This window comes from Mycobacterium sp. Aquia_213, from assembly GCF_026625985.1.
In the GTDB taxonomy this organism is placed as follows: Bacteria; Actinomycetota; Actinomycetes; order Mycobacteriales; family Mycobacteriaceae; genus Mycobacterium.
Genome location: NZ_CP113116.1, coordinates 3,981,922 through 3,994,009 on the forward strand (window position 1 = coordinate 3,981,922; position 12,088 = coordinate 3,994,009).

11 protein-coding genes are annotated in these 12,088 nt (G+C 67.7%); 1 reads left to right on the forward strand and 10 read right to left on the reverse strand.

What is annotated here, in order from left to right:
• Positions 1–40 precede the first annotated feature (40 nt).
• The 10 genes from smc to sepIVA form a co-directional block, all read right to left on the reverse strand.
• On the reverse strand, positions 41–3,649 hold the full coding sequence (gene smc, locus LMQ14_RS18630; protein ID WP_267731009.1) for a chromosome segregation protein SMC: 3,609 nt from the start codon (positions 3,647–3,649) through the stop codon (positions 41–43).
• 166 nt (positions 3,650–3,815) lie between these two features.
• Positions 3,816–4,109, reverse strand: a complete 294-nt coding sequence (locus LMQ14_RS18635) for an acylphosphatase (RefSeq protein WP_267731010.1) — start codon at positions 4,107–4,109, stop codon at positions 3,816–3,818.
• A complete protein-coding gene (locus tag LMQ14_RS18640) occupies positions 4,096–4,521 on the reverse strand; it encodes an OsmC family protein (RefSeq protein ID WP_267731011.1) in 426 nt (141 codons plus the stop codon). The genes LMQ14_RS18635 and LMQ14_RS18640 overlap by 14 nt, the downstream gene beginning before the upstream one ends.
• Before the next feature lie 34 nt (positions 4,522–4,555).
• Positions 4,556–5,125, reverse strand: coding sequence for a NifU family protein (locus LMQ14_RS18645; RefSeq protein WP_267731012.1), 570 nt, complete (start codon positions 5,123–5,125; stop codon positions 4,556–4,558).
• Positions 5,122–7,038, reverse strand: coding sequence for a ferrous iron transporter B (gene feoB / locus LMQ14_RS18650; RefSeq protein ID WP_267731013.1), 1,917 nt, complete (start codon positions 7,036–7,038; stop codon positions 5,122–5,124). The genes LMQ14_RS18645 and feoB overlap by 4 nt, the downstream gene beginning before the upstream one ends.
• Positions 7,035–7,271, reverse strand: a complete 237-nt coding sequence (locus LMQ14_RS18655) for a FeoA family protein (protein ID WP_267731014.1) — start codon at positions 7,269–7,271, stop codon at positions 7,035–7,037. Before LMQ14_RS18655 ends, feoB begins: the two co-directional genes overlap by 4 nt.
• A gap of 134 nt (positions 7,272–7,405) precedes the next feature.
• Positions 7,406–8,254 (reverse strand): DNA-formamidopyrimidine glycosylase, encoded by an 849-nt coding sequence (mutM, locus tag LMQ14_RS18660; RefSeq protein WP_267731015.1) that lies wholly within the window; start codon positions 8,252–8,254, stop codon positions 7,406–7,408.
• The gene (rnc, locus tag LMQ14_RS18665; protein ID WP_267731016.1) at positions 8,255–8,968 is read right to left on the reverse strand and encodes a ribonuclease III; all 714 of its coding nucleotides are present in this window, start codon (positions 8,966–8,968) and stop codon (positions 8,255–8,257) included.
• Positions 8,965–9,561 carry a YceD family protein gene (locus LMQ14_RS18670; protein WP_267731017.1) on the reverse strand — a complete coding sequence of 199 codons (597 nt, stop codon included), beginning with the start codon at positions 9,559–9,561 and terminating at the stop codon, positions 8,965–8,967. The genes rnc and LMQ14_RS18670 overlap by 4 nt, the downstream gene beginning before the upstream one ends.
• Before the next feature lie 95 nt (positions 9,562–9,656).
• Positions 9,657–10,394 (reverse strand): cell division protein SepIVA, encoded by a 738-nt coding sequence (sepIVA, locus tag LMQ14_RS18675; protein ID WP_085226306.1) that lies wholly within the window; start codon positions 10,392–10,394, stop codon positions 9,657–9,659.
• 308 nt (positions 10,395–10,702) lie between these two features.
• Here sepIVA and LMQ14_RS18680 point away from each other — a divergent pair, with 308 nt between their 5' ends.
• A complete protein-coding gene (locus LMQ14_RS18680) occupies positions 10,703–11,440 on the forward strand; it encodes a thioesterase II family protein (RefSeq protein WP_267731018.1) in 738 nt (245 codons plus the stop codon).
• The last annotated feature ends 648 nt before the right edge of the window (positions 11,441–12,088 follow it).

The window sequence follows — 12,088 nt, forward strand, 5'->3', positions numbered from 1 at the left end:
CACGGGGGCGAACTCACAGCGGCAGCCGCCGGGGACGCCGCTAAGAAGAAGTAGTGGCGAGCTGCTGGACCTCTTGTCCACGCATGCGCTGCGAGATCACCGCGGTAATGCCGTCGCCCTGCATGGTCACGCCGTACAGCGCGTCGGCGACCTCCATCGTCGGCTTCTGGTGGGTGATGATGAGCAGCTGCGAGCGCGCCCGCAGCAGCTCGAACAGCGAGATCAGGCGGCGCAGGTTGGTGTCGTCGAGCGCGGCCTCGACCTCGTCCATGATGTAGAACGGCGACGGGCGGGCACGGAAGATCGCGACCAGCATCGCGACGGCGGTCAGTGCCTTCTCGCCACCGGACAGCAAAGACAGCCGGGTGATCTTCTTGCCGGGCGGACGCGCCTCCACCTCGATGCCGGTGGTGAGCATGTCGTCCGGGTTGGTCAGCCGCAGCCGGCCCTCGCCGCCGGGGAACAGCACCGTGAAGACTTCCCGGAATTCGCGTTCCACGTCGACAAACGCGTCGCTGAACACCTGCAGGATGCGGGCGTCGACGTCGGCGACGACGTCGAGCAGATCCTTGCGGGCCGCCTTGACGTCTTCGAGCTGGGTGGACAGGAAGTTGTAGCGCTCCTCCAGCGCGGCAAACTCCTCGAGCGCCAGCGGATTGACCCGGCCCAGTTCGGCCAGTTCCCGCTCGGCGCGTTTGGCCCGCCGCTCCTGGGTCGGCCGGTCGTAGGGCACCGGGGCGGGCGCGGTGACCTGCTCGCCGCGCTCACGGGCCAACTCGAACTCGGCCATCTCCAGTTCGGAGGGCGGCAGCGCGACCTGCGGGCCGTACTCGGCGACCAAATCCGCGGGGCTCATGCCGAACTGCTCGAGCACCATTTGTTCGAGCTGCTCGATGCGCAGCGCCGCCTGGGCGTTGGCCACCTCGTCGCGGTGCAGCGAATCGGTCAGCGTGGCCACCCGGGTGCCCAGCGTGTGCACCTCGTTGCGCACCGCCGCCATCGCCGTCGACCGCGCCTCGCGTTCGGCGACCATGGCGTCGCGGATCTGCGATGCGGAGACGACCACCCGGTTCAACCGCGCCGCCAGCAGCCGGCCCGCGTCGGCCACCGCCGCGGCCACCGCCGCCGCCCGCAATCGCGCGGCGTGGGCCTGCTGGGCGCGCACCCGCGCCTCACGTTCGGCGGCGGCCGCACGGCGCAACGAATCAGCCCGGCCGCGCACGGCGTTGGCCCGTTCCTCGGCGGTGCGCACCGCGAGCCGGGCCTCCACCTCGACGCCGCGGGCGGTGTCGGCCGCGGCGGCGATTCGCTGACGATCGACGGGGTCTTCCGCGGGCGTGTGCTGGCTGGCCTGCGCGTTGCGCAGCCGGGTTTCGAGTTCGGTGACCTCTTCGACGGTCTGGGCGCGTCCCGCCTCCAGCTCCTCACGCTGACGCAGCAGCCGGTTCCAGTCTTCCTCGGCGGTCCGGGCGTCTTGACCGAGCCGGCCCAGCTGCTCGTACATCGCCGAGATCTCGGTGTCGGACTCGTTGAGCGCGGCGAGCGCCTGCTCGGCGGAGTCCTGCCGGCCACGCTGCTCGGTCAATGCGCCGGACAGGGCGGCGCCGAGTTGCGCCACCTGCGACTCGGCCACGGCCAGCTCGCTGCCGGCCTTGTCGATCTCCGAGGTGAGCTCCAGCGTCGACGGCTTGCGGTCCGAACCGCCGCTCACCCAGCCGCGGCCGACCAGGTCACCGTCGGTGGTGACCGCGCGCAGCTGCGGGCGGCCGGCCACCAGATCCAGCGCCGCGCCCAGGTCGTTGACCACCGCGACGCCCGACAGCATGGCGACCATCGCGCCGCGCAGCCGCTGTGGCGCCTCGACGAGGTCGAGCGCCCAGAGCGCACCGTCGGGCAACGAACCAGCGTGCGGGGGTTGATCGTTTTCCGGGCCAGGCCAGTCGCCCAGCACCAGTGCCGCGCGGCCTCCGTCAGCTTGCTTGAGCGCGGCGACCGCCGAACGGGCCGCGCCGAAGCTTTCGGCGGCCAGCGCGTCGGCCGCCGATCCGAGCACCGCCGCCAGCGCCGCCTCATACCCGGAACGGACCTTGACCAACTTCGCGACTGGACCGAAAAGTCCTGCGCCACTGTGGTTTTGGGTAAGCCACGCCGCGCCATCCTTGCGCTCGAGCCCCACCGAGAGGGCATCGATGCGGGCTCGCAGCGACGCCACCCGGCGCTCGGCTTCCCGCTCGCCGGCCTGCAGCTCGGTGACCCGTTCGTCGGCCAGCCGCAGTGCGGCCACCGTCCGCTCGTGGTGTTCGTCCAGGCCGACCTCGCCCTGATCGAGTTCGCCGACGCGACCCTGCACGGTTTCGAACTCCGCCCGGGTCTGCTGCGCACGGGCAGCGCCGTGTTCGATGCGCTCGGACAACTTGGCCACGCTGTCGTCGATCGATTCGACCCGGGCCCGCATGGTCTCGACCTGACCGGCCAGCCGGGCCAGGCCCTCGCGCCGGTCTGCCTCGGCCCGGACGGCGGCCAGGTGGGCCCGGTCGGCCTCGGCTGCCTCGCGCTCGCGCTCGGACAAGTCGGCGCGGGCGGCCTCCAGCCGGGTACGGGTGGCGGCCAGCTCGGCCAGCAGCTGCCGCTCGGCGGCCGCGACCTGCTCGGCCTCGGCGTCCAGTGCGTCCGGGTCGGTGTCGCCGGTCGCCACCGGCTCGAGATCCAGGTGCTGGGCGCGTTCGCTGGCGATGCGCACCGTGGCGCCCACCCGTTCGGCCAGGGCGGACAGCCCGAACCAGGTGTGCTGGACCGACTCGGCGCGCACCGAGAGCTCGGCCAGCGCGGTCTCGTGCGCGGTCAGCTCCTCGGACGCCACGGCCAGCCGGCCGGCGGCCTCGTCGTGCTCGCGGCGCATGGTGGCCTCGGCCTCCAGGATCGCGTCCCGCTGCACCTGCCGATTGACCAGGTCGTCGGCGGCCAGCCGCAGCTTGGCGTCACGCAGGTCGGCCTGGATGGTCTGGGCGCGACGGGCCACCTCGGCCTGGCGGCCCAGCGGCTTGAGCTGGCGTCGCAGCTCGGTGGTCAGGTCGGTGAGCCGCGCCAGGTTGGCCTGCATCGCGTCCAGCTTGCGCAAGGCTTTTTCCTTGCGCTTGCGGTGCTTGAGCACACCCGCGGCTTCCTCGATGAACGCCCGGCGATCCTCGGGCCGCGACTGCAGGATCTCGTCGAGCTTGCCCTGCCCGACGATCACGTGCATCTCGCGGCCGATGCCGGAGTCGCTCAGCAGTTCCTGGACGTCCATCAAACGGCAACTGGTGCCGTTGATTTCGTATTCACTGGCGCCGTCGCGGAACATCCGCCGGGTGATCGAGACCTCGGAGTACTCGATCGGCAGCGCGTTGTCGGCGTTGTCGATCGTGACGGTGACCTCGGCGCGGCCCAGCGGGGCGCGGGACGAGGTGCCGGCGAAGATGACGTCTTCCATCTTTCCGCCGCGCAGCGTCTTGGCGCCCTGCTCCCCCATCACCCACGCCAGGGCGTCGACCACGTTGGACTTGCCGGAACCGTTGGGTCCGACGACGGCGGTAATACCGGGCTCGAAGCGCAGAGTCGTCGGCGAAGCGAAGGACTTGAAGCCCTTCAGCGTCAGACTCTTGAGGTACACGGCGAGCCAGACTACCGCCCAAATTGCCCGAGTCGCCGTCACCGAGGGGTGTCGGCTCGCTCGAAATCCGCGTCTCACCCACGCCCCCGACGCACTGGCCACAGTGGCCACTTCAGTCACTGAAAGGGGGCCATTTTGTCGTGGCTGGTGTGACTCACCGAGCGGCTTAACGCTCGACGAATCCCTCGAATTGCTCGTGTGGCTGCGACCAATCGGCGACGACCTGGTCGACATGGCCGGGCCGCGGCGGCCAGGAATGGCCGCCTTCCAGCAACTCCAGCAATTTCTCGCCGGCCTGCCGGGGTCCGTGGGCGACGACCAGGACGCGGCCGTCGGCCTGGTTGGCCGCATAACCGGTGAGGCCGAGCTCCAGCGCCCGGCAGCGGGTCCACCAGCGAAAGCCCACCCCCTGGACCATGCCGTGCACCCAGGCGGTGAGCCGGACGTCAGGACCCGGCATTGTCGTTCTTGGAAGTGATCTCGAACTTGACCGTGGTGCCCGCCTTCAGCGTGCGCCCGACGGTGCAGACCAGATCGATCGCCCGGTTGACGACCACCAGCAGGCGTTCCTTCTCGTCCTGCGACAATCCCGACAGGTCCACTTCGAGGGTTTCCGACAGCAGCGGATAGACCTCTTCGTCGCGGTCGGCGTCACCGGAAACCCGGACCACCGCCCGGTAGTCGTCGCCGAGCCGGCGGGCCAGCGGCTGGTCGCTGGACATCCCGCTGCACGCCGCCAGCGCGATCTTCATCAATTCACCGGGGGTGAACACACCTTCGACGTCCTCGGAGCCGACGAGAACCTGCGCGCCCCGCGAGCTCTGGCCGGTGTAGCGGCGTGTTCCGGTGCGTTCGACCCACAGTTCCGTCATGGCTCATTTCTACCGGGGCCGTGCGAATACGCCCTCAGCGGACTATCAACGACAGCAGCTTCTTGCCGAAAGACGTTGATTTCGAATCGTTTTCGGAAGAGACGACCACCCGATCGTCGACCCGGTGCCGCAGTTCGCGCTCCAGCGCGTCGCGCAGGGTGGAGGACGCGCCCGGGCATCCGTCGCAGGAGCCGGCCATCCGCACGATCACGTTGTGGCCGTCGACCGAGACCAACTCGATCGAACCGCCGTGCGAGGCGGCCAGCGCACCCACCTGCCCGGCCAGCAGCTCCTGCACGACGGCTTCCAATTGTCCTGCGGGGACCGATGTTTCGTCAACGGTCCAGCCCGCCAAGTCCAGCAGTGCCTCGCCAAGCGCCGCGCCAATTTCGTCGCCCCGCTCACGCCAGCTGCTGTCCGCGGAGATCGTGATCAGGATGCCGCCGGCTCCCACCACAATTTCGTCGACCACGCCTGTGCCCAGCAAGGCGCCCAGCTTGCCCGGGGCGACGCGGACCGTGCCGCGCGGCGGCAGTTGCTCGGATGAGACCACCCAGCGCAGCCGACGCGGATCGTTGGTGGCCGTGGCGTGGATCGGAATCATGCGCCCAGCGCTATCGCGACTTGTCGGGCGAGGAAAGCCATCACCCAGGCCAGCACGAACATGTAAGACCATGCGATCGCGGGCCATCGCCACGAGTTGGTTTCACGCCGCATCACCGCGACGGTCGACATGCATTGCAGCGCATAGATGAAGTACGCCATCAGCGCGATCACGGTCGGCGCGGTGAACACCTTATGGCCGTTGTCGTCGGTCAGCGAAACCAGTGCCTCGTGCGGATCGTCGGGACTCTCCGCCGCCGCGACCTGGCCCAGGGTGGAGACGAACACTTCACGCGCCGACATCGAACCGAGCAGCGCGATGTTGACGTGCCAGTCGAAGCCGAGCGGTTTGAACACCGGTCCGACAAATTTCCCGACGTCGGCGGCCAGGCTGTGGTCCATCACGTAGGCGGTCGCGTCGGTCGGCGACATCTTCGCGGTCTCGGCCTCGCGCGCCGGCAGGTTGAGCAACACCCACAGCACCACCGACGTCCCCAGGATGATCGTTCCGGCCTTGCGCAAGAACATCTTCGCCGAATCCCACATCGTGATCAGCACGTTCTTGGGCGACGGGAAGCGATACGGGGGAAGCTCCATCGTGAACGGCAACAGGTCACTGCGCAGGATCGTCGATTTGAACACCGCCGCGGCGATCAGCGCGGAGGTGCCACCGCACACGTAGAGCGCGAACATCGCCACACCCTGCGCACTGAACCCGCCCCACTGAGTCTTCGGGGAAACGAGGATGCCGACCAGCAGGGTGAACACCGGAAGCCGGGCCGAACAGGTCATCAACGGCGCCGTGATGATGGTGGCGATCCGGTCCTTCGACGACGGCAGCGTCCGGGTGGCCATGATCCCCGGGATCGCGCAGGCGAACGACGACAGCATCGCGACGAACGCGCGGCCTTCCAATCCCGTCGCCGCCATCACCCGGTCCATCAGGAAGGCGGCGCGCGCCATGTAGCCGACGTTCTCCAGCAGCGCGATCAGCAGGAACAACAACACGATCTGCGGGAGGAACTGAAGCACCGTCCCGACACCGCCGATCAGTCCCTGGCCGAGCAACCCGCGGATGACGTAGTTGCCGACGTGGTTGCTGACCAGGGTTCCGAGCTGGCCGAGCCAATCGGCGACCTGATCCTGCAGCGGCGCTGCGACTGTGAAGACGACCTGGAAGAAGCAGAACATCACCACGAAGAAGATGACGGTGCCCCACAGCGGGTGCAGCACGATCGCGTCGATCCGCCGGGTACGCCGATCCGGTTGCGGGGCAGCATAATCGGCGGCCTTCAGCACCGAGCGGCCCCACGCGTCGATGGCGACGTCCTCGGCCGGCGGCAAAACCGGGGGCCGTTGCCATTGGCCGAAGTTCACCAGCTGCGAGCGCAAAGTGTCGATGCCAACGCCGCGGTTGGCGATGACCGCGAGGACCGGGACGCCCAGCGCCGTCGACAAGGCGTCGATGGCGATGCCGCCGCCGCGCGCGGTCAACTCGTCGGTCATGCTCAGCACCAACAGGCACGGCAGGTCCTGGCGCAGTACCTGCGCGATCAGGATGATCGAGCGGTGCAGTGTGGTGGCGTCGGCGACGATCACGATCCCGTCGGGCCGGCCGTCGCCGTAGACCTCGCCGCCGAGCAGGTCGGACACCACCTGCTCGTCCGGGCTGATCGGGTCGAGGCTGTAGGTGCCGGGCAGGTCCTCGATGGCGACCTCGACGCCGTCCACCTTGGCGATGCCGACGCTGCGCCCGACGGTGACGCCCGGGTAGTTACCGGTCTTGGCCCGCAGTCCGGTCAGGTGGTTGAACACAGAAGTTTTGCCCGCGTTGGGACTTCCGACCAAAGCGATGCGCGCCATTCCGGTAACGGCGACCGCAGAGCCGCCTTCTTCGTGGCACGACGACGTCATGCGTCGCTGCCCGTCTCGATTTCGATCAGTCGCGCCTCGCGCCGTCGCAGGCACAGCTCGGTGTCCTGGACGCGGTAGATGGTCGGGTCGCCCATCGGGGCCCGGCGGATCACTTCGACGTCGGAGGCCGGCCGAAATCCCAGTTGCCGCAGGCGGCCCGCCACCATCGGAGATACCGCCGGCGTCAGGCCGACGATCGTTGCCCGCTCGCCCGGCGACAGCTCCGCTAGCACGGTTGGCGAACCCGAAAAACGATCTGCGTCTCGCGCCGATTCGCGCATTACCCGCCCCAACGCCGGAGGTTCATCATCCTGGTAAGGATAGCCTCACGATGCTGAGGATAGCCTCAGCTTTTGCCGAAATGGCATTAACCGCGTGGGCGTGGCTGACACCGCGGACAGTAGAACGACGACCGGTTCATGAATTTCTCGCGGCGCATTACCGCGCCACAGCGCCGGCAGCTTTCGCCTTCGCGCCCATAGGCATCCAGGGAGCGGTCGAAGTAACCCGACTCGCCGTTGACGTTGACGTACAGCGAATCGAACGAGGTGCCGCCCTTGGCGAGCGCCTCGCGCATCACGTCCGCGGCGGCCGCCAGCACGGCGGTCAGCTGGCGGCGGGTCAGCGTGTCCGCCGCGCGGGCACCATGAACTTTGGCCCGCCACAACGCTTCATCGGCATAGATATTGCCGATACCCGACACCACCTGCTGATCCAGTAGCTGGCGTTTGATCTCGGAATGCTTGCGCCGCAACACTTTCACCACCGCATCGACGTCGAAGCGGGGGTCCAGCGGGTCGCGCGCGAGGTGCGCGACGGGCGTCGGCACCACGCTGCCGTCGACGTCCACCAGGTCGGCGAGCATCCAGCCCCCGAAGGTTCGCTGGTCGGCGAAGCTCAGCAGCGTTCCGTCATCGAGCACTGCGGAGATCCGGACGTGATCGGCGCGCGGCACCGCACCGAGCAGCATCTGCCCGCTCATGCCGAGGTGAACGACCAGCGCGGTATCACCGTCGAGCAGCAGCCACAGGTATTTGCCCCGTCGATCGGTTCCGTCGATCCGCGCGTCGAGCAGCCGGGCCGTGAGGTCGGCGGGTCCGGCCTCGTGGCGGCGCACCGCGCGGGGGTGGTGCACCCGAACCGCGGTGATCGTCTTGCCCACAACATGGGCCTGCAAGCCGCGGCGCACCACCTCGACCTCGGGCAGCTCGGGCATCTATACGGGCGTTTTCCCCGCGGTGTCCAACGCTTCCAGCGTTTTCCAGGTCGCGGCGGCCGCCTTCTGCTCGGCTTCTTTTTTGGAGCGGCCGACACCCGACCCGTATTCGGTCTCCATCACGACGACCACGGCCGTGAATTCCTTGTCGTGGTCCGGGCCGGTGGAGGTGACGTGGTAGGACGGCGCGCCCATCCCGCGCGCCGCGGTGAGCTCCTGCAGGCTGGTCTTCCAATCCAGCCCCGCGCCCAGCGTGGGCGCGGCATCCAGCAGCGCACCGAACAACCGCAGGATCACCTCGCGCGCCGTTTCGATGCCGTGCGCCAGGTAGATCGCACCCAGCAGCGATTCCATCCCGTCGGCCAGGATGCTCGACTTGTCGGCTCCGCCCGTGTTCGCTTCGCCGCGCCCCAGCAGCAGGTGAGCGCCCAGTCCGCCTTCGCATAGGTGCCGCCCGACGTCGGCCAGCGCCTGGGTGTTGACGATGCTGGCGCGCAGTTTGGCCAGGTCACCTTCCGATCGGTCGGGATGACGGTGGTAGAGCTCGTCGGTGACCGTCAGGCCCAGCACGGCGTCGCCGAGAAACTCCAGCCGCTCGTTGGTCGGCAGTCCGCCGTGCTCGTAGGCGTAGCTGCGGTGCGTCAACGCCAACGAGAGCAGTTCCTCGGGCAGGCCGACGCCGAGCGCGTCGAGCAGACTTTGCCGGGAGGTCACCGGTCACCCCGAGCGGTATCCGGGTCGCCGGTGTCGTCGGACAGCATGTCCACCAGCTTGGACCATCGCGGATCGATGGTGTCGTGGTGGTGGCTGGGGTCATCGGCCATCACCACGCCGCATTCGGGGCACAACCCGGGGCAATCCGGCCGGCATACCGGTGCGAACGGAAGGTCGAGCGCGACGGCATCGATGATCGGCTGCTCGAGGTCGATGCGGTCGTCGACGACCCGGCCGACCTCGTCTTCCTCGGTGGTCGCCTCGGTGGCGGTGTCCGGGTAGGCGAACAGTTCGGTCAACCCGACCTCCACGTGCCCGTGCACCTCGGTCAGGCACCGCGAGCACTCGCCGAGGGTGGGCGCCGACACCGTCCCGGTGACCAGCACGCCTTCCGACACCGACTCGACCCGCAGATCCATGTCCAGCGGAGCGCCCTGCGGGATCGCGATCATGTCCAGTCCGATGCGCAACGGGCTGGGCACGGTGTTACGTAACGTCACCATCGATCCCGGTCGGCGCCCGAGCCGCGTGACGTCAACCGTCATCGGCGAGGCCGGATGATGCTGCGCAGTAGTGCTGTGTTGGCGCGCCATAGGAAAAATCTTACGGCGCCGTCGAGATGCCCCGGGCGGCACTTCGGCCATTCGCCCAGGTGGCCCGCTCGGCACTGGGCCGAGAGCGCTACCCGCTAGCGCGTCGCGTAGTCGTGCGTGCCGGCCGCCGTCCGGAGTTGGTGGCGACCGCGGCCCACCGAACGAAGCGTCCCGTTCAGGAACTCCTCGAACTCCGCGAGCTTGTTATCGACGTAGATGTCGCACTCACCGCGCAGCCGGTCGGCCTCGGCGTGTGCGGTGTCGATCAGACGCGTGGACTCCGCGTTGGCGGCCTGCACGACCTCGTTCTGGGAGACCAGGCGCTGCTGCTCCTTGATGCCCTCTTGCACGGCCTTCTCATATGAGATGTTGCCGTTTTCGATCAGCCGGTCGGCCTCGGCCTGGGCGCGGCCGACGCTGGCCTCGTACTCGCGCTTGGCCGCCGTGGCGATGCGCATGGCCTCCTCGCGCGCGTCGGCGACCATCCGCTCGCTGTGCTGGCGCGCCTCGTTCACCATCCGGTCGGCCTGCGCCTTGGCGTCGGAAAGCAGTCGGTCGGCCTCCGCGCGAGAGTGGTTCAGCAACGACTCCGACTCGGTGGTTGCCGAGGAGACCATGGAGTCGGCGTGCGACTTGGCGTCGGAAAGCATCGAATCGCGGGCATCGAGCACGTCCTGGGCGTCGTCCAGCTCGCCGGGAATCGCGTCTTTGATGTCGTCGATCAACTCCAGCACGTCACCGCGAGGCACCACGCAGCCCGCCGTCATCGGCACGCCGCGGGCTTCTTCGACAATGGCGCCCAATTCATCCAGCGCTTCAAAGACTCGGTACACGGCCATGCCCTCCTGGCTTCGTTGTTGTTACCAGTGTGCCTGGTGTTACCTCTGTGACGGCGGTGGCGACACCGGTGTGTCGGGCATTGGCCGCCGGGCTTGCCACGAACGTGCCCCGCACCGCCGCCCGGCGGGCGGGGTACTCCATTGCCCGAATTGCAACGCGACGTGGCAAACGCCCCACAAAAACGGATTCTTCCAGGAATTCCGCGGCACCGCCTGCGCAGGTCGGGATGCTTGTCGTTACCCGCCGAGCCGATCGTGTGGCAGCGGCCGGTCGACCCACCGCACCGCGATAGGCTGAGCCGGTGAACGGGCCCACTGACCGAAATAGCGGCAGCGCGAGCACGCGAACGCTATTTATCTTTCCGCATGCCGGTGGATCTGCGACCTATTACGTTCCGTTTGCCAAGGCGTTCTCCGCCGATATCAAACGGGTCGCCGTGCAATACCCCAGCCGGCGCGATCGCGGCCTGACCGAGCTCGCCAGCATTCCCGAGCTTGCCGGCGAAATCTTCGACATGATGGCGCCGGCGGCGAAAGCCGGAGGTCAGGTGGCATTTTTCGGCCACAGTATGGGCGGGCTGGTGGCCTTCGAGGTGGCGCTGAGATTCCAAGAAGCCGGACACCCGATCAGCGCGCTGTTCATATCGTCCTGCGCAGCACCGGGCCACATCCGATACAAGGAATTGCAGGGTTCGGACCACGAGATCTTGAGCTTGGTCGCCCAGGTCACCGAGACGAATCCCGAGCATCTGGCAAATGACGAATTCGCCTCGAGCATCCTGCCCACGTTGCAAAGCGTCCGGACCATTGCGGCCTATACCCGGCCTCCCGAGATAAAGCTGACATGCCCGATCCACGCATTCGTCGCCGATGACGACATCATCGTGGCCGACGAGAACATGACGGCCTGGGCGGATCGCACCACCCAGGAGTTCTCCATCCGGGTGTTCCCCGGGGATCATTTCTACCTCAATGCGAATTTGCCGGAGCTGGTGCGCAACATCGAGGAAGTGGTCCTCGACCCCCGCGGCGAAAGTTAGCTGGCGAGCCGCCATCGGGCGGCCGCACGCCCCGGATCGATCGCTGCCGCGCATTCGCCGCAACTGCCGGTCGACACCGGGACAACTCCGGCACGGCCGCCGAAATTCCTGCCGAACGGCTCACCGATTGACTGCCGGCATCCCGCTCATCCCCGGGCTGCCCGGATCGCTCCCGGTGAAAATGGTGCGCAGGTCCCAGAACACGTCAGCCCCGCGACACCCGTCAGCACGTGAGATTCGTCTCACTCTAATTACTATCTGCCACCTCCGCCCCACCAGCACCACCCGTCACGCTTACTGGTACCCCATTTGAGCTGCGGTAACGCGAAACTCTGGCACTATAGTAGACACGCGCAAAATAGGGCAGCATAGGCCCACACCTAAAATCTGTGGATTTGTTAAATCCCAAGACTTCCCCATGAAAGACTGCTTACGTTGGTCAACGAGACGGATGGTCGGGGTGGACGATCGTTGCGCCGTGGCCGTCCAACTCTTACGCGCCGACGTTTCGGCCAGCAGCTGCCGTGTCACCGGGGGCGCTCCGCAGGGGAGCCGCGAGAGCTGCTGAATGGAGCGTCATGGGGGGTGCGTGTAGATAGCACCCGCAGCGACATGGAAGGTGAAGCGAACCGGTGACCGAGTCTTCCA